Genomic DNA, 17643 nt, shown 5'->3' on the forward strand with positions numbered 1-17643 from the left:
TGCGGCCGATCGGCGATCGCGACCTGGCTTTTGCGTCCGCTGCAGCGCGTGCTGCGGCCGTCCGGCCGGCGCCTACATCCGGTTCAGATCCTCGAGGGCGTCGACCACCATGCCGGTGCCGACCGCGATCAGCAGGATGTCCGCCGCGACGCGCACGAAGCGATGCCCTTCGGGCGGTATGCCGAGCTGGATCATGATGTCGTAGGGCGGGTCGTAGTACACCACGTCGCGCGGCAGCGGGTGGCCGATGCTCCACTGTTTGGCCTGACCGGGCGGCATGCAGCCGTTATGTTTCTTCGCCAGCCCGGGTGGGCAGCTCCCGGCGTGGAAGTGCTCGCTATAGTACGTGCGCACCGCCTCCCGATGGGAGTCGGTGAAGTAGGCGCTGACCTGAATGGAGGTGCGGCGTTCATCGCTGCCGTCGCGGCGCCCGCGCTCGCCCGCTCCGGTTTCGTCGCGCTGCGCCTGCTTGCGGTTCGGGTTTTCCGCCTTGCCGCGTTCGGCGGGGTGCGCCTGCGTGCGTTCGGGTTTGCCACCGCCGGCCCAGTCGGGTTTTTCCGCTGCGGCCGGCGTTGCCAGCAATGCGCCGGTCAGGGCCAGTGCGAGCGCGGTGAAGATTTTCGGGCGGGCGTTCGTGCGAGGTATCGTCATGTCGATTCTCCCGAGTGGTCGGAGCCATGCGTCGTGCATCCGACATCAGTGTAGTGGAAACGGTCCGGGACGCAGCGCGCGCTTACCACTTGTCACCGTGACAAGGGCGGGCGCGGCACCGGCGTCGGTCCCCGGATGGAGCCCGCTTTGCGCCGGAAGGGCGGCCCAACCGCTAGAATCCAGCCTCCCGTTCGATGCGCCACCGCGAAATTTCCGCCATTCCATGCCGCTCACTCCCGCCGCCCGATCCCTCCTCGACATGATCTACCGTGTCGGCGCCCCGCGTTTTCATGAACTGTCCGTGGCCCAGGCCCGGCGCTCCTTCGAGAAGCTGCAGTTCGCCTTCTGCCCGGACGCGCCCGCGGTGGCATCGACGTTCGAGGTGCCGATCCCCCGGCCCGACGGCAGCGTCTTGCTCGCGCGCCTGTACCGGCCGCTGTCGAGCCGCCCGGCCGAGCACCTGCCGGTGCTGGTCTATTTCCATGGTGGAGGGTGGTGCGTCGGTGATGTGCCGAGCTACGACGCGCTGTGCCGGGAACTGGCCAATGCTTCGGCCTGTGCGGTACTGTCAGTAGATTATCGGCTCGCCCCCGAGCACCCGTTCCCGGCGGCGGTCGACGATGCGCGCCTCGCCTTCGACTGGGTCGCCGGGCACGCCGAAACGCTCGGCATCGACGCCGGGCGTATCGCGCTTGGTGGCGACAGCGCGGGGGGCAACCTGGCCATCGCCACCGCGCTTGCCCGGCGCGAGGCCGGCGGGCTGCAGCCCCGCTTTCTGCTGCTGATCTACCCGAGCACCGAGATCGTCAGCACGCGGGCGTCGCGCGCGCGCTATGCCGAAGGCTTCTTCCTCGATCGTGAAAGCCTGCGCTGGTTCTTCGAGCGCTATCTGCCGCAAGGCAACAGCGAGGATTGGCGGGCATCGCCGATGCGGGCGCCTTCGCTCGCCGGGCTGCCGCCGATGCTGCTGATCGGGGCCGAGTTCGACCCCCTGATCGACGACTGCGCGGCATTCGCCGCGCGGGTGAATGCCGAGGGAGGGGTGGTGGACTTCGTCGAAACGGCGGGCATGGTCCACGGCTTCATCACCCTCGGCAAACTGTTCCCCGAAGCCGGAGAGGCGGTGCAACGGGCCGCGGCCGCTCTGCGCCGCCACCTGCTGGAGACGGATTGAGCGCGTGGGGGCGCGCTCGGCGCCCGACGGGGGCAGGCGCGGGCGACGTGCCGCAGCGCAGCGGCAACGTGGCCGGCACGCGGCGCGGGCCGCTCCGTTAGAATCCGGCTTATCGATTCCGCCTGCCGCCGGCTGCGTGCGGCGTGGCGGGCTGGCCACGGACAAGACCTTGCGATGAACGACGAAGACTACATGCGTGCCGCGCTCGAGCAGGCGCGCCAGGCCGGGGCCTGCGGCGAAGTGCCGGTGGGCGCGGTGGTGGTGCTCGACGGCGAGATCGTCGGGCGCGGCTTCAACCAGCCGATCGGGCGCCACGACCCCACTGCCCACGCCGAAGTGATGGCGCTGCGGGATGCCGGCGCGCGCCTGGGCAACTACCGCCTGCCCGGCGCCACGCTGTACGTGACGCTGGAGCCGTGCGCGATGTGCAGCGGTGCGATCATGCACGCGCGCCTCGCCCGCGTGGTGTTCGGCGCCCGCGATCCCAAGACCGGGGTCGCCGGCAGCGTGCTCGATCTTTTCGCCGAGACACGCCTGAACCACCATGCCCGCATCGAGGGCGGGCTGCTCGCCGACGAATGCGCGCGCCTGCTGTCGGGATTCTTCGCCGCCCGCCGTGGCCGCACGCTGGTGGCCTAGCGTGCGGCCACTCCTGCGCCTATTGCATTCGTGGTCTGGTGCGTTGGCTCGGCGTGTGCACGGAGCAGTGTGAACGAGGACGGCATGCACATCCGGATCGAAATCGGCGCGCAGCGCCTGTCGCTGTACGGCGACGACGGCGCCTGCATTCGCCGCTACCCGGTGTCGACCGCAGCGAAGGGGGCGGGGGAGGAAATGGGCAGCGAATGCACGCCGCGCGGCCGCCACCGCATCCGTGCCCGGATCGGCGCCGGCGCGCCGCCGGGGGCGGTGTTCCGTGGCCGGCGCCGGACCGGCGAGGTGTGGACGCCGGCCTTCGCCGCGCGCCATCCGGGATGCGACTGGATCCTCAGCCGCATCCTCTGGCTGTGCGGCGAGGAGCCGGGGCGCAACCGCGGCGGCAGGGTCGATTCGATGCGGCGCTACATCTACATCCACGGCACCGGCGACGACCAGCCGATGGGCGAGCCGCGCTCGCACGGCTGCGTGCGCATGCGCAACCGCGACCTCATCGAGCTGTTCGAGCTGGTCGCGGCCGGCACGGTGGTGGAGATCAGCGAGTGAAGCCGTGCGTCACTTCACTGCGCAGCTCGCCGTGCGTGTCCCAGCTCCACTCGCGGAAGCGGACCCGGCCGTCGCTGCCGAACAGCACCACGCTGCTGCAGCGCGTGCCGTAGCCCGGTGCGCGGATGAAGGCGGGAGAGAGCCAGCGCTCCCATTCGAGGCTGATGCCGGTGTCGGGCAGATGGGGGTCGGGCGCGGGAGTGGGATCGCGCAGCAGCGCGAGCAGCGCATCGAACAGCGGTTCTTCGGCGGTCGGGCGTGCTGCGTCCGCGGCCGGCGTGAAGGCGCCCAGTTGCTGGGCGAGACCGGCGCGGGCCTTCACCAGCTTCGGCCAGGGGCTGTCGAGGAGGTGGTTGGACAGGCCGTACACCCCGGGCTCGAGGAGATGCACCGTACCGGTGGTGCTTTCGAGCACGCCCAGGGTCCGGCCGTCGCTCAGCAGCAGGTTAAAGGCGGCGTAGCGGGCGCGCTCGGCGGCGAACGCATGCAGGCTCGCCGCCGTGTCGCGGCCGTCTTCCAGCGCCTGGCGCACCAGGGCGCCGCGCGAGGGCGCGCCGCTGATGCGGCGGCTGGGGTCGCGGTAGTTGGTCAGGGCGGCGAAGCGGCCGTTGCGCGCCAGCCCCATCCACGTGCCGCCGGCTTCGAGGTCGCGCCCGGCGAGCAGCTCGGGGGCGTCGATCCACCAGTGTGCCGGCGCCGCCGGGCGCTCGAAGTACTCGTCGCGATTGGCCGCGACCACCAGCGGATACGCGGCGTGGGTGCGCCAGGCGAAGACGATCAGGCACATCGGCTCGGCGGCGCCCGGGTTCAGGACAGGGCGTAGGGCAGCGCCAGCAGCTGCAGCGCGGGGCCGGCGGGGGCGCCGAGATGGATCTCGCCGGCTTCGGCACTGCTGCTCTGAAGGACGGCGAGGGCTTCGAGGCCGCCGTCGGGGGCGGGCGCCACATTCACCAGCTTGCCAGCGGACTGTTCGCCGAAATCGGGGGCGTAGAGGTCCATCCCCGGCGCCGCGTCGATGCCGGCGGCGATCGCCACGCGGTACATGCGCTTCTTGAGCTTGCCCAGGTACTGGGTGCGGGCGACGATTTCCTGCCCCGGATAGCAGCCCTTGTTGAAGCTCACTCCGCCGATGAGTTCGTAGTTGAGCATCTGGGCGACGAATTCCTCCTGCGTCGGCGCGGTGACCAGCGGCAGCCCGGCGCGGACCATGACCAGCTGCCAGGCGGCGGTGCCGGCCTTGATTGCGCCCGCGGCGAGCAGGGCGTCGAACAGGGGGCCGGCGCCTGCGGCCGGCGCCGCGACGACGAAGCATTGCGCGCCGAGGCGGATGCAGCGGACTCCGGCACCATCGACGGCGTGCTTCATGTCGGCCGCCGGTAGGGGGATGCCGGCAGCCTGCAGGATGGTCGCGGCATCGGGGCCGGCGAGGCCGACCAGCGCCAGCTCGGCGCCGGCGTTGGAGAGCTTGACCTTGCTGCGCAGCACGTACATCGACAGCTTTTTCAGGAAGGCGGGCAGGATGTCAGCCGACAGCGCCAGGACGTGGCCTTCGGCTTCGGGCCACATCAGGAAGCTGGCGATCATCCGCCCTTTGGGCGAATTGAAACTGTTCCAGACGGCGGCATCGGGCTCCAGCTTGTTGACTTCGTTGGACACCAGGTTGTGCAGGAACGCCGCGGAATCCGGGCCTGTCGAGCGGATTAGGCCCAGATGCAGCAGCGGCACGGCGATGGTGGCGGTGCTGGCAGCGTGCGCTTCGGTTGCCGGTTCGGCGAAAGTCACGGTGTGCTCACCCAGGGTGGCGCCCAGGCGGGCGAGGTGTTCGGTCCAGGCTGTCATGGTTGGCGTGTCGGCAGTTCGGGCTGGCGTTGGTCGGGGAACGGCGTGCAGGGCCGTTCGGAATCCGCTTGACGGGCGGGGCGGGCCCGGTCCCGGAGGAAGCGGGGCGCGGCCCCGCCGGTAGCGGCCGTGCAATGCAGTATTATAAGCGCCCGCCGCATGGCGGTCGTCCCTGCGGGCAGCAGGGATTTTCGCCGGCAGGGTTTTCGCCGCCAAGGGCCTTCGCCACAACGAATTTCGATGATGCGCTTCGCTTTCCGTGTTTTCGCCTTGCTCCTCGCGCTCGCCGCGGTGCTTGCCGCCGGCGGCGGGTGGTATGCCCAGCGCCCGTTGTCGCTGCAGGCCGACAGGGTCGATTTCACCGTGCCGCGCGGCATCGGCATGCGCCAGGCGGCGACGCTGATCGAGCGTGCCGGAGTCGGCGTCGATGCGCGCCTGTTGACCTTGCTCGCGCGCGCCAGCGGCCGGGCGAACAAGATCAAGGCCGGCAGCTACGAGGTGCATGCCGGGATCACGCCGTGGCAGCTGATCCTGAAACTGTCGAACGGAGATGTCTCGCAGGGCGAGTTGCTGCTGGTCGAAGGCTGGACTTTCCGCCAGGTGCGTCAGGCGCTGGAGAACCATCCCGACCTGGAGCCGGACAGCGCGGGGCTGACGGAGGCGGAGATCCTCGCCCGCATCGGCGCGCAGGAGCGCCACCTCGAAGGCCTCTTCTTTCCCGATACCTATCTGTTCGACAAGCGCTCGAGCGCACTCGAAGTGCTGCAGCGTGCCTACCGGGCGATGCAGGCCCGGCTCGCGCGCCTGTGGGACGAACGCGATTCCGCGCTGCCGCTGTCTTCGCCCTATGAACTGCTGATCCTTGCCTCGATCGTGGAAAAGGAGACCGGGCGCCCCGAAGACCGGCCCCTGATCGCGTCGGTGTTCGCCAACCGCCTGCGCATCGGCATGCGCCTGCAGACCGACCCTACGGTGATCTACGGCCTCGGCGCCGATTTCGACGGCCGCCTGCGCCGGGCGCACATGGAGACCGACCACCCGTGGAACACCTACACCCGCGCCGGCCTGCCGCCGACGCCGATCGCGATTCCCGGAGAAGCGGCGCTGCGTGCCGCGATGCGTCCGGAAAAGAGCGATTTTCTCTATTTCGTCGCCCGCGGCGATGGCAGCAGCGAGTTTTCACGCAGCCTCGACGAGCACAACCGTGCGGTGAACCGGTTCATTCGCAATGGAGCGCAACCATGAGCACGATGCCGCCGCGCCCCCCGGTCACGTCCCCGGAGCCGAGGCCCGCAGACGCGCTGGCGCCGCTTGCCGGCGCCGCCGTTCCGCGCGGGCGCTTCATCACCTTCGAAGGCATCGACGGCGCTGGCAAGAGCAGCCAGATCGCCGCCACCGTGGCGCTGCTGCACGCGCGCGGGATCGTCGTCGAGCAGACCCGCGAACCCGGCGGCACGGTGCTCGGCGAGCGCCTGCGCGAGCTGCTGCTGCATGAACCGATGCACCTCGAAACGGAAGCCATGCTGATGTTCGCTGCTCGCCGCGAGCACCTCGCCGCGCGTATCGAGCCGGCGCTCGCTGCCGGCTGCTGGGTGGTGTGCGACCGCTTCTCGGATGCCACTTTCGCCTACCAGGTCGGCGGGCGCGGACTGGCGCGGGACAAGTTCGAGGCTCTCGAAGCCTGGGTTCACCCCGGACTGCAGCCTGATCTCACCCTGGTGTTCGATCTGGCGCCGGAGATCGCCGCGGCGCGGGTCGCCGCCAGCGGCGCCGATCCCGACCGTTTCGAGCGCGAGCAGCGCGATTTCTTCGTGCGCGTGCGCGAGGCCTATCTCGAGCGCGCACGGTTGGCTCCGCAGCGCATCTGCGTGATCGACGCCGACCGTGCGCCGGACGTCATCCGTACCGAGATCGAGCGCCTGCTGGGCGAGCGTTTCTTCCCATGATCCATCCCTGGCTGCAGCCCGCCTGGACCCGCCTCGTCGAACTCGGCGCGCGCCTGCCGCATGCGCTGCTCTTCATCGGCGCCGCCGGGCTGGGCAAGCGCGAACTGGCCGAGGCGCTCGCCGCGCGCCTGTTGTGCGACGCGCCGCAGGCCGGCGGCCATGCCTGCGGCCGCTGCGAACCCTGCCAGTGGCGGATCGCCGGCAACCACCCGGATCTGTATCGCGTGGTGCCGGCGGCGGAAGCTGTCGATGCCGCCGAGGCCGGAGGAGGCGAGGCCGCCGCGCGCGAGGCCGGCGGCAAGGCCGCTTCTGCCCAGATCGTGATCGAGCAGATCCGCGAGCTGCAGGCGGCACTGAATATGACCGGCCACCACAGCGCGCGCCGGGTGGTGGTCCTCGAGCCGGCCGAGGCGATGAACCCATTCACCGCCAATGCACTGCTCAAGCTGCTCGAAGAGCCGCCTGCGGGCTGTGTCTTCCTGCTCGTGTCCTCGGCGCCGCGGCGCCTGTTGCCGACGATTCGCAGCCGCTGCCAGCAGTGGCCGTTCGGGCGTCCGGACGAAGCCGGGCTGAAGCGCTGGAAGGCGCAGGCCGACTCCGATGCATGCGCCCTGTTGGCGCTGAGCGGGGGCATGCCGCTGGCCGCCGAGCGGCTCGCCCGGGCCGGGGGGGCGGCCCTGCTGGCCCGCTTCGTCCGCGATCTGGGGAGCGTGCAGGCGAGCGGAGTACTGCAGCTGGCCGGGCAGTGGGAGGCGTGGCTGAAGTCGAAGGAAGCGCAGACCGCCGGTTTCGGCCTGCCCGAGCTGAGCGGCTGGATGCAGCGCTGGGTCAGCGACCTGGCGGCGTTGCGCCTGGGCGGGCGGGTGCGCTTCTTCCCGGCGCAGGAGGCGGTGCTCGCCGCGCTTGCCAGTCGCAGCAGCGTTGCCGCCGCGAGCGCCTGCTACAATGAACTTGCGCAGATCCACAAGGTTTCCCGCCACCCCTTGAGCCTGCGCCTGGTGCTCGAAGACATGTTGATGCGCTACGCCCGCGCTGTCGCCGGATCCCGTCGATGAGTGAAACCCCTCCTGCCGCTTCGCGCCCGGGCGTGCTGTCGGTCAATATCAGCTCGAAGTCCGCGCTTTATGCCGCTTACATGCCGTTCCTGAAAAACGGCGGTATTTTCGTGCCTACCCCGAAGACCTACAAGCTCGGCGCCGAAATCTTCATGCTGCTGCAGCTGATCGACGACCCGACGCGCCATCCGGTGGCCGGTACGGTGGTGTGGATCACTCCCTACGGCGCCCAGGGCGGACGCACCCAGGGGGTCGGCGTGCATTTTTCCGACGACGATGCGGGCAAGGTGCTGCGCGGGCGCATCGAGCAGATCCTCGCTGGGCACCTCGGCTCGAGCCGGCCCACGCATACGCTGTGATACCGCAGCCGGGGGCGGGCGGGGGCCGCGCCGGTCCGCCCGATCCCGGCTTTTCGTCATGCAAATGGATACACGATGTTCGTCGATTCGCACTGCCACCTCGATTTCCCCGATCTTGCCTGCCGCGAGGACGAGATCCTCGCCACCATGGCCGCCAACCGTGTCGGCGCCGCGCTGTGCGTCGGCGTCAAGCTGGAGGATTTTCCGCGCGTGCTCGGGCTCGCCGAGCGCGACCCCCGGCTGTGGGCCTCGGTCGGGGTGCACCCCGACAACGCCGACTGCGAGGAACCGACCCTCGAGCGCCTGTGCGCCCTTGCCGATCATCCCAGGGTGGTGGCGATCGGCGAAACCGGGCTCGACTACCACTGGCACCAGGACGCGCCGGAGTGGCAGCGGGCGCGTTTTCGCACCCACATCCGCGCTGCCCGCGCCGCCGCCAAGCCGTTGATCATCCACACCCGCAGCGCCGCCGCGGACACCCTGCGCCTGATGCGGGAAGAAAACGCCGCCGAGGCCGGTGGCGTCATGCACTGCTTCACCGAGAGCCGGGAAGTGGCCGAGGCCGCGCTGGCGCTCGGCTTCTACATCTCGTTTTCGGGTATCGTCACTTTCCGCAATGCCAAGGAACTGAAGGAGGTGGCGAAGATCGTCCCGCTCGAGCGCCTGCTGATCGAGACCGATGCGCCCTATCTCGCTCCCGTGCCGCATCGCGGCAAGACCAACGAACCCGGCTGGGTCGTGCATGTCGCCGAGGAACTCGCCCAGCTGCGCGGCGAGCCCCTGGAACGCATCGAACAGGCCACTACCGACAACTTCTACCGTCTCTTCCGCCATGCTCAAGGTCCTCACTCCGGCTCCGCTTCCGCTCCGCAGGGCGTCTGATCCCGGGGCTTTCCAGGCCGTCGCCGCCATGCGCCGTGCGGCACTGGTGACGTGCGCCGTCCTCGGCCTCGCGGCCGGAGGGGCGCACGCCGGCAGCTACGACGACGCCCTCGCGGCGGCCAGCCTCGGCGATGCGCGTGCCCTCGCCAGCCTGCTCGATCGCGGCATCGACCCCGACACCGTCGATGCCCAGGGCAACACCTTGCTGATCCTCGCCGCCCGCGAAGGGCAGCGTGGCGCCGTCGACACTTTGCTGGCGCGGCGGGTGCGGATCGATTACCGCAACCTCGCCGGTGATTCGGCGCTGATGCTGGCCGTGCTCCGCGGCCACGACGACGTCGCGCGCGCCTTGCTGAAAGCCGGCGCAAAAGTGAATCACGAGGGCTGGGCGCCGCTGCACTACGCCGCCTTCGAAGGGCGCGAGGCCCTCGTCGATGCGCTCGTCGCCGCCGGGGCCGAAGTCAACGCCCCGGCGCCCAACCAGGCCACCGCGCTGGCGCTGGCGGCGCGTAACGGCCATATCGGTGTCGTCCGCCGGCTGCTGGCGTTGCCGCAGACCGAACTCAACGCGCTCACCGATACCGGCCTGTCGGCCGACGTCTGGGCCGAACGGCAAGGCAACACCGACATCGCCGCGCTGATCCGTGCCGAGCGTCAGCGCCGCGGCCTGCCCGCGCCGGCACTGCGGCTCAGGATCGAGTAGGGGCGGCGGCCGGCCCTGCCATCGGCGGGCGCGCAAGACCATTTCGAACAAGGCGCTCGCTGCGCTCCCCCAGGGGCGCCGGCGCGGGCATGTTTCGATGCATGGTAAGCTCGTCGCGCTTCCCCTTGTTCTGCACCGATGAACGCCTCTCCGCACTGGGCTGAACGTACGTTCCCGTTCCTCGGCTGGCCGCGCCTGTGGCGCCAGCACGGGGTGCGCGGCGACCTCGTCGCCGGGGTCACCGTTGCGCTGGTGCTGGTGCCGCAGGCGCTGGCCTATGCGCAGCTCGCCGGCCTGCCTCCCCATCTCGGCCTCTATGCGGCCTTGCTGCCGGCGTTGGTGGGGGCCTTGTTCGGTTCCTGCGGGGCGCTGTCGACCGGGCCGGTGGCGCTCACCTCGCTGCTTTCGGGGGCGAGTCTGCTGTCGCTGGCGCAGCCCGATACGGCCGAATTCATCGCGCTCGCGGTCGTGCTCGCGCTGCTGTCCGGGCTGATCCAGCTGGTGCTGGGCCTGCTCCGCGCCGGCTGGCTGCTGAACCTGTTGTCGCGTCCGGTGATGGCCGGCTTCATCAATGCTTCGGCGCTGCTGATCGGCTTGTCCCAGCTGCCCGCGCTGCTCGGCCTGTCGCTGCCCCGGGCCGAGCATTTTCTGGTCGGGCTGTGGCACTTGTTCGCCGGCACCGATCCCTTCCACCTGCCTTCCGCGCTGTATGGCGGCCTGACCCTGTTCGCGCTGGTCGCGCTGCGTCGGCTCGTGCCCCGCTTGCCGGGAGTGCTCCTGGTGGTGGCGTCGGCGACCGCGGTCTCGGCGCTCACCGGGTTCGCCGGGCAAGGCGGTGCCGTGGTCGGAGCGGTGCCGTCCGGCCTGCCTTCCTTCGGCTTGCCGGTGATTGACTGGAACATGCTGGTGACCCTGTTCCCGACTGCGTTCGTGATTGCGCTGGTGAGCTTCATGGAGGCGGCCTCGAGTGCGACCGTGATCACTGCCCGGACCGGCATGCCGTGGAACCAGAACCAGGAGCTCATCGGCCAGGGGCTGGCCAAGCTGGCTGCCGCCGCGAGCGGTGCGATGCCGGTCAGCGCGTCGTTTTCGCGCTCGGCGCTGAACCATGCCAGCGGCGCACGCACCGGACTGTCGTCGCTGGTCACGGCGGCAGCCGTGCTGCTGAGCCTGCAGTACCTGACCCCGTTGTTGTGGCACCTGCCGATCGCGGTGCTCGCTGCGGTGATCCTGCTGGTGGTGGCCAACCTCGTCGACTTTCACGCGCTGACCGGCGCATGGAAGGCCGGACGCGACGACGGTCTGGCGGCGGTGGTCACCTTTTGCTCGACTCTCGTGTTCGCCCCCGACATCCAGAACGGCATCCTCACCGGACTCATGTTGTCGCTGGCGCTGATGCTCTACCGTGACATGCAGCCGCGGGTGGCCCTGCTCGGCATGCACCCGGATGGCACTTACCGGGACTTGAAGCGTTTCGGTCTCGAACACCCCCATCCCAATCTGGTCATCATGCGCTTCGACAGCCCGCTGACTTTCGTCACCGCGCGGGCTTTCGAGGAGGCGGTGATGAGCGCCGCCCAGGCCCAGCCCGAGGTCGAGTGCGTGCTCGTCTCCGCTGGCGGGATCAACGCCATCGATGCCTCCGGCCAGCACGCGATCGCCGTCGTCCACGAACGCCTGCGCCTGAACGGGCAGGTACTCGCCTTCTGCGGGCTCAAGAAGCAGGCCATCGACGCCCTCGAGCGCACCGGGCTATGGGCGCGCTTGAGCGAGCACGGGCAGTACCGCACCGAACATCACGCGCTCGACGCTCTGCTGCCCCGTCTTTCCCGACCTTCCGGATAGAGGCGGGCCGTCCTCCGTGCGGAAGCCGGCAAAGAACGTCATCGATCCCACCCCATCGGCCACGTGCCGCTCATCCACTGGCCCGGGTCAGCGATGCCAGATATTTCCCCGGAGGCAGGCCGAGGGCCTTCTTGAACATGGTGATGAAGGCGGTGACCGATTCGTAGCCCAGTTCGGCGGAGACTTGCTGCACGCTGGCGCCGGCGGCCAGCCGGCGCAGGGCGACCAGGAGCTGCAATTGCTGGCGCCAGCGTCCGAAGCTGAGGCCGGTTTCGCGCAGCATCAGGCGGGCCAGGGTGCGCTCGCTGGTGGCGATGCGGGCCGCCCATTCAGGCAGGGTGGCGCGGTCGGCCGGGCTGCGGCTCAGGGCGTCGGCAATGTGGCGGATGCGCGGTTCGTCCGAGATCGGCAGATGAAGCTGTTCGACCGGCATGTTCGGCAACTCGTCGAGGAGCACGCGGGCGACGCGGCCGGTGGCGCTGTTGGCAGCGTACTCGTGCGGCTGGTCGGCAAGGTGCAGGATCAGCTCGCGCACGAGGGGCGAAATCGCCAGCGTGCAGCAGCTGTGCGGCAGCGCGGCGGCGCCCGGTTCGACGAACAGCAGGCAGATGCGGGCGTTGGGCGTGACCCGGTTGCTGTGCGGCATCGCCCCGGGCACCCAGACCGCACAGTTGGGCGGCACCATCCACAGCGCATGGGGCACCTCGCAGCTGATGGCGCCGCGCAGCGCGAGCACCAGCTGCCCCTTGCGGTGCTGGTGCACCGGAGTTTCGTTGTCGTTCCGGGTCGTTTCGACCCGCAGGGCGATCGCCGGGCTGGGGATGCGGTCGGGGTCGAAATCGCGCAAGGAGGCATCGAGGAGCATTGGCGTGGCTGTTTTTGGAGATTAATTGGCAATCTATCCAGATACTCCCGGACGGTAAATCCGTAAGCTTGCCGGCATCGCACGTTTTTCCGGATGCCCCCATGAGCCAGGCCCGCCCCGTCCTTTCCACCGCTCCGCGCACGGTGCTGCTGCTGATCGGCATCTTGCTGGTCGCCGCCAACCTGCGCGCGCCGATCACCGGGCTGGCGCCGGTGCTGGGCATGATCCAGGACGCCTTTGCGCTGAGCACCGCGCACGCCGGCCTGCTCACCACCTTGCCGCTGCTGGCCTTCGCCCTGGTGTCGCCGCTGGCGCCCTGGCTGGCGCGCCGCTTCGGCTTGGCGCGTGCGCTGTTCGCGGCCCTGGTGCTGCTCGCCGGCGGCGTGGTGCTGCGCTCGGCGGGGCCGGCGTGGAGCCTTTTTGTCGGCACCGCGGTGATCGGCGCCGGGATTGCGGTGGGCAACGTGTTGCTTCCGGCGCTGCTCAAGCGCGACTTCCCCACCCGGATCGCCAGCGTCACCGGCGCGTACGCGCTGGCGATGGGCGCCGCTGCCGCAGTGGCTTCGGCAACGGTGTTCCCGCTTGCGACCGGCTTCGGGCTCGGCTGGTCGGGGGCGCTGCTGGCGATGCTGGTACTGCCGCTGGTGGCGATGCTGCTGTGGTGGCCGCAGCTCGGCGAGCGTGCCGCGGTTGCCGAGCCCGGTGGCGGGGCGCCGGGCGCCGGGCCGATCTGGCGCCATTCCCTGGCCTGGCAGGTGACGCTGTTCATGGGGCTGAACTCGTTCATCTACTACGTGATGATCGGCTGGTTGCCCGCGATCCTCGCCAGCCGCGGCTATTCTGCGGCCGAGGCGGGGTCGCTGCATGGCCTGATGCAGCTCGCCTCCGCGATCCCCGGCCTGGTGCTGGGGCCGCTGATCCAGCGCCTGCACGACCAGCGGATGGTCGCGCTGGCGACGTCGCTACTGGTCGCCGGCGCGCTGCTCGGCCTCCAGTGGCTGCCGCAGCTGGCCGGCCTGTGGGTGGCGTGCTTCGGCTTCGGCACTGGGGCCTGCATCATCCTGGCGCTGATGTTCATGGGGCTGCGCACCGAAAACCCGCGCCAAGCGGCCGCCCTGTCGGGAATGGCGCAGTGCGTCGGCTACCTGCTGGCGGCCTTCGGTCCGCCCCTCGTCGGCGGGCTGCGCGACCGGTCGCAGGACTGGAATCCGGCGCTGACGGTGTGCCTGGTGCTGTCACTGACGATGGCCGCGGCCGGCATGCTGGCCGGGCGCAACCGCCGTATCCGCAGTGCGAGTACGGCGGCGAGCACCCCGGCCGCCGGCTGAGGACGCCCCTGCCGTGCGTGCCCTTAGCGGGCTTCCCACAGCTGATCGACCACCTTGCGGGAGATGGCGAGCAGGACCCGACGGCGGTACTTGACTCCGGTGATGGTGGTCCTGAGCACGTTGGAGGTCTTGCGCACCAGCTGGGCCAGGGTCTCGGCCGCGGCGTCGTCCCAGTTGCCGCCCAACAGCGCGTCGACCGGCACCATCAGGGGGGCGGAGTTGGAACCGGTGATGGCCACTCGCAGACCGGCGATCCGGTCCCCGTCGCGCTGCAGGGCGGCGGCGACGCCGGCCAGCGGAAAATCGACGGCATCGCGGATGCGCACCTTGGAGTAGGCGGCGCTCCAGGCGCCCGTGGGCGGAACCTCGATCGCCGCGAGCAGTTCGCCCTTCTCCAGGGTCAGGTGCTCGGCGCCGCTTTCGCGGAACAACTGCGCCACCGGCACGGTGCGTTTGCCGGCGGGGCCGACGATCTCGGCGCGGGCGTCGAGCACCATCAGCGCGGGGGCGACGTCGCCGTGATAGGTCGCGTAGCAGCGATCGCTCTTGACGATCACGTGACACTTGTCGCCCTTGTACTTGAGGCAATAGCCGTTGCCGGAACGCCACCATTCGCTCTGGTTGTAGAAGGTGCAGCGCGTGTCCTGGCACAGGTTGCCGCCGAGGGTGGCGGCCGCGCGGTGAGTCGGCCCGGCGACCGATTCGGCCGCCTGGGCCAGGGCCGGCCAGGTTGTCCGGATGGCGTCGTGCTCGGCGATGGCCTCCAGGGTAGCGCCGGCGCCGATGCGCAGACTGCCGTCGGCCAGCGTCGAGATGGTGGCGAGGCCGTCGATGCCGGTCAGGTCGACCAGTGCGGCGGGGTGGCCCAGGCCACGGCGCAGGTTGGGCAGCAGGTCGGTGCCGGCGCCCAGGGGAAGGGTAGCCTCGGCGGCCAGGGCGTTGACTGCGTCGGCCAGCGTGGCGGGACGGTGGGTGCGGAAATCGGTGAGGATGTTCATGCTGCGGCTTCCTTGGCGTCGAGCAGTTCAGTGATGCGGTCGGGGCTGAGCGGGAAATCGGTGGCGCGCACGCCCACCGCTTCGTACACCGCTTCGTGAATCGCGGGCAGGAATCCGGCCAGCATCCCTTCCGAGGCCTCCTTGGCGCCGAACGGGCCGTTGGGGTCCATGCTCTCGACGATGATCACCTCGATGTCGGGGCTCTCCACGATGGTCGGCACCCGGTAATCCAGGATGTTGCCATGCACCATCCGGCCGTTGTCATAGACCGTTTCTTCCGACAGCGCCTGCCCCATGCCCATCCACACGCCGCCTTGTGTCTGGCCTTCCACCGCCAGCGGATTGAGGGCCTTGCCGACGTCGACCGCCACCCACACCTTGTGTGCGGTGACCTTGCCGGTGATCTCGTCGACCGACGCTTCCACCACCTGGGCGGCGTAGCAAAAGCCCATGGTGGCGCCGATCGCGCTGCCGCGGATCTTCTTGTCGCCCTGGAATTCGGTCGGGCAGGTGTAGGTGCCCTTCACCGTGATGGTGCCGGAGTCGACCATCGCCGCCTTGACCACTTCCTGGAAGCTGAGGCCGGGGTCCTGGCTGCCCGAGACCATGAACATCTCGTCGATGACTTCGATGTCTTCCTCGCGGGCGTCGAGCTTCTTCGCCGCGGCCTTGACCAGGACGCCTTTGAGCTCTTCGGCGGCGGAAATCGAGGCGTTGCCGACCATGAAGGTGACGCGCGACGAATAGGAGCCGTTGTCCTTGGGCGTCAGCGCGCTGTCGGCGGAGATCACCCGGATGCGGCTCAGGCGCACGCCCAGCACTTCGGCGGCGACTTGCGAGGCCATGGTGTTGGAGCCCTGGCCGATGTCGGCGGCGCCGGTGAGCAAGGTGATGCCGCCGTCGAAGTCGAGCTTCAGGTTGACGGTGGCGTGGGGTTCGCCGGTCCAGTGCTTCGGCGTCGAGGTGCCCGACACGAAGTGCGACAGCGCGATGCCGAGGCCGCGCCCTTTGGGCAGCTTGCCCTTGCGTTCTTCCCAGCCCGAGGCGGCCTTGACCTTCTCCAGGCACTCCGGCACGCCGTAGCTCATCACCCGCTGGGCGTACATGGTGACGTAGGGGATCTGCGGCAGCATGTTGATCTGGCGGATCTTGAGCGAGTCGATGCCCAGTTCCTCGCCCATTTCGGTGAGCAGCGCCTCGAATGCGGCGCGGGTATCGACCGTGCCATGGCCGCGCATCGCGCCGCAGGGCGGGGTGTTGGTGTAGACGCGCCAGGCGTCGTGCTTGATCGCCGGGATGTGGTAGAGCCCGTGCATCAGCGCGCCGGTGTAGAGGATGGTGATGATGCCGTAGCCGGCATAGGCGCCGCCGGCCTGGGTGGCTTCCAGCGCGAGGGCGGCGATCTTGCCGTCCTTCTTCAGACCGATCTTCATCTTCACTTCGGTCCACGGCCGGCCGCGGTGGGCGATGAAGGTTTCCTCGCGCGTCTGCAGCAGGCGCACCGTGCCCTTGGCCTTGCGTGCCAGCAGGCCGGCGATGATCTCGAAGTGCAGGGCCTCGGTGCGGGCGCCGAAGCCGCCGCCGAGGAAGGGCTTGATCACGCGGATGCGGGCCGAGTCCATCTGCAGGCAGGCCGCCACCTTGAGATGCACGTAGTAGGGCACCTGGGTGGTGGTGTTGAGCGTGAGCATGTCGCGCACCGGGTCGTATTCGGCCAGGGTGGCGTTCAGCTCCATGTGGACGTGGTTGACTTCGGCGAAGGTGTAGGTCTTTTCGCGGATCAGGTCGGCTTCGGCGAAGGCGGCGGCGACATCGCCGAACTCGGCGTGCACTTCACGCAGGATGTTGTTGGGCTTGTCGTCGTGAAGGGCGATCGCGCCTGCCTTCATCGCCGCCTTGGGCGTCATGTAGGCGGGCAGGACCTCGTAGTCGACCTTGATCAGGGCGAGCGCCTTCTCGGCGGTCACTTCGTCGATGGCGGCGACGGCCGCCACCGGGTCGCCGCGGTAGCGCACCTTGTCGCGGGCGAGCGGGTACTCGTTCTCGGCGATCGGCAGCACGCCGAACGGCACCGGGGTTTCGGCGCCGGTGCACACGGCGATGACGCCTTCCAGGGCTTCGGCGGCCGAAGTGTCGATGGCGAGGATGCGGGCGTGGGCATGAGGCGAGCGCAGGATGCGTCCCACGAGGGCGTCGGGGGCGGCGATGTCGGCCGTGTACTTGGCCTTGCCGGTGACTTTTTCGACGCCGTCCACCAGGGGGGTGCGGACACCGACGGTGCCGTGCTGGGGGAGTTTCGGGCTCATCGCGCGCCCTCCTCGCACAGCCGGGCGGCGGCCGCGGTCTCGACCGATTCGATGATCTTCACATAGCCGGTGCAACGGCAGAGGTTGCCGGCGAGCGCGGCCTTGATCTCGTCGCGCGACGGGGACGGGTTCTTCCGCAGCAGCGCTTCCGATGCCATGATCATCCCCGGGGTACAGAAACCGCACTGGGTGCCGAGCTTTTCGTGGAAGGCGGCCTGGAGCTTGGAGAGCGTGCCCTGGGTGGCCAGGGATTCGACCGTTTCCACCTTCTTGCCCGCGACCTGGTGGGCCAGGGTGGAACAGGCCAGGCGCGGCCGGTCATCCACGAGGACGGTGCAGGCGCCGCACTCGCCGCCGTCGCAGCCTTGCTTGGTACCGGTCAGGCCGACCGTTTCGCGCAGGTAGTCCAGCAGCAACATGTTGTCGGGAACAAGGTCCTCACGGGCGCGCCCGTTGAGGGTCAGACGAAGGATGTTTTTCAAGGTTGAG

General features: G+C 69.6%; 18 protein-coding genes. 11 read left to right on the forward strand and 7 right to left on the reverse strand.

Translation table 11 applies throughout. The features are described from left to right. Window positions 1-72 precede the first annotated feature (72 nt). Window positions 73-651, reverse strand: coding sequence for a hypothetical protein (locus tag Tharo_RS07565; protein WP_107220671.1), 579 nt, complete (start codon window positions 649-651; stop codon window positions 73-75). 223 nt (window positions 652-874) lie between these two features. On the opposite strand from Tharo_RS07565, the gene Tharo_RS07570 reads away from it, so the two are divergent. The 3 genes from Tharo_RS07570 (at window position 875) to Tharo_RS07580 (ending at window position 3028) form a co-directional block, all read left to right on the forward strand. Continuing rightward, complete coding sequence (locus tag Tharo_RS07570; protein WP_107220672.1) at window positions 875-1825, forward strand: alpha/beta hydrolase; 951 nt, start codon at window positions 875-877, stop codon at window positions 1823-1825. Between the two features lie 174 nt (window positions 1826-1999). Further along, a complete protein-coding gene (gene tadA, locus Tharo_RS07575) occupies window positions 2000-2464 on the forward strand; it encodes a tRNA adenosine(34) deaminase TadA (protein ID WP_107220673.1) in 465 nt (154 codons plus the stop codon). Window positions 2465-2548: 84 nt separating this feature from the next. Then, the gene (locus Tharo_RS07580; protein WP_107220674.1) at window positions 2549-3028 is read left to right on the forward strand and encodes a L,D-transpeptidase; all 480 of its coding nucleotides are present in this window, start codon (window positions 2549-2551) and stop codon (window positions 3026-3028) included. On the opposite strand, the gene Tharo_RS07585 is transcribed toward Tharo_RS07580, so the two are convergent. Beyond that, on the reverse strand, window positions 3018-3815 hold the full coding sequence (locus Tharo_RS07585) for an NRDE family protein (protein WP_107220675.1): 798 nt from the start codon (window positions 3813-3815) through the stop codon (window positions 3018-3020). The two genes, Tharo_RS07580 and Tharo_RS07585, sit on opposite strands and share 11 nt — an antisense overlap. 20 nt (window positions 3816-3835) lie before the next feature. After that, entirely contained in the window at window positions 3836-4867 is a 1032-nt protein-coding gene (ygfZ, locus tag Tharo_RS07590; protein ID WP_107220676.1) for a CAF17-like 4Fe-4S cluster assembly/insertion protein YgfZ, read from the reverse strand. A gap of 240 nt (window positions 4868-5107) precedes the next feature. On the opposite strand from ygfZ, the gene mltG reads away from it, so the two are divergent. From mltG to Tharo_RS07625, 7 genes are all read left to right on the forward strand, one after another. Beyond that, window positions 5108-6112: an endolytic transglycosylase MltG gene (mltG, locus tag Tharo_RS07595; protein ID WP_107220677.1), complete on the forward strand. Its 1005-nt coding sequence runs from the start codon at window positions 5108-5110 to the stop codon at window positions 6110-6112. Further along, the gene (gene tmk, locus Tharo_RS07600) at window positions 6109-6813 is read left to right on the forward strand and encodes a dTMP kinase (RefSeq protein ID WP_107220678.1); all 705 of its coding nucleotides are present in this window, start codon (window positions 6109-6111) and stop codon (window positions 6811-6813) included. The genes mltG and tmk overlap by 4 nt, the downstream gene beginning before the upstream one ends. After that, window positions 6810-7868 (forward strand): DNA polymerase III subunit delta', encoded by a 1059-nt coding sequence (holB, locus tag Tharo_RS07605; protein ID WP_107220679.1) that lies wholly within the window; start codon window positions 6810-6812, stop codon window positions 7866-7868. The genes tmk and holB overlap by 4 nt, the downstream gene beginning before the upstream one ends. Next, entirely contained in the window at window positions 7865-8227 is a 363-nt protein-coding gene (locus Tharo_RS07610) for a PilZ domain-containing protein (protein WP_107220680.1), read from the forward strand. The genes holB and Tharo_RS07610 overlap by 4 nt, the downstream gene beginning before the upstream one ends. Window positions 8228-8302: 75 nt before the next feature. After that, window positions 8303-9109, forward strand: a complete 807-nt coding sequence (locus Tharo_RS07615) for a TatD family hydrolase (protein WP_107220681.1) — start codon at window positions 8303-8305, stop codon at window positions 9107-9109. A 28-nt stretch (window positions 9110-9137) separates the two neighbouring features. Continuing rightward, window positions 9138-9812, forward strand: a complete 675-nt coding sequence (locus Tharo_RS07620; protein ID WP_107220682.1) for an ankyrin repeat domain-containing protein — start codon at window positions 9138-9140, stop codon at window positions 9810-9812. Window positions 9813-9950: 138 nt separating this feature from the next. After that, window positions 9951-11657 carry a SulP family inorganic anion transporter gene (locus Tharo_RS07625; protein WP_107220683.1) on the forward strand — a complete coding sequence of 569 codons (1707 nt, stop codon included), beginning with the start codon at window positions 9951-9953 and terminating at the stop codon, window positions 11655-11657. A 70-nt stretch (window positions 11658-11727) separates the two neighbouring features. Here Tharo_RS07625 and Tharo_RS07630 read toward each other — a convergent pair whose 3' ends face one another. After that, window positions 11728-12522 carry an AraC family transcriptional regulator gene (locus tag Tharo_RS07630; protein WP_107220684.1) on the reverse strand — a complete coding sequence of 265 codons (795 nt, stop codon included), beginning with the start codon at window positions 12520-12522 and terminating at the stop codon, window positions 11728-11730. 101 nt (window positions 12523-12623) lie between these two features. On the opposite strand from Tharo_RS07630, the gene Tharo_RS07635 reads away from it, so the two are divergent. Further along, entirely contained in the window at window positions 12624-13850 is a 1227-nt protein-coding gene (locus Tharo_RS07635; RefSeq protein ID WP_107220685.1) for an MFS transporter, read from the forward strand. Window positions 13851-13873: 23 nt separating this feature from the next. On the opposite strand, the gene hcrB is transcribed toward Tharo_RS07635, so the two are convergent. The 3 genes from hcrB to hcrC are packed head-to-tail and all read right to left on the reverse strand — an operon-like array spanning window position 13874 to window position 17636. Then, window positions 13874-14848 carry a 4-hydroxybenzoyl-CoA reductase subunit beta gene (hcrB, locus tag Tharo_RS07640; protein WP_107220686.1) on the reverse strand — a complete coding sequence of 325 codons (975 nt, stop codon included), beginning with the start codon at window positions 14846-14848 and terminating at the stop codon, window positions 13874-13876. Next, window positions 14845-17154, reverse strand: a complete 2310-nt coding sequence (hcrA, locus tag Tharo_RS07645; protein WP_107220687.1) for a 4-hydroxybenzoyl-CoA reductase subunit alpha — start codon at window positions 17152-17154, stop codon at window positions 14845-14847. The genes hcrB and hcrA overlap by 4 nt, the downstream gene beginning before the upstream one ends. Beyond that, on the reverse strand, window positions 17151-17636 hold the full coding sequence (gene hcrC, locus Tharo_RS07650; RefSeq protein WP_075148600.1) for a 4-hydroxybenzoyl-CoA reductase subunit gamma: 486 nt from the start codon (window positions 17634-17636) through the stop codon (window positions 17151-17153). The genes hcrA and hcrC overlap by 4 nt, the downstream gene beginning before the upstream one ends. Window positions 17637-17643: the final 7 nt, after the last annotated feature.

Source organism: Thauera aromatica K172 (genome assembly GCF_003030465.1).
Lineage (GTDB): Bacteria > Pseudomonadota > Gammaproteobacteria > Burkholderiales > Rhodocyclaceae > Thauera > Thauera aromatica.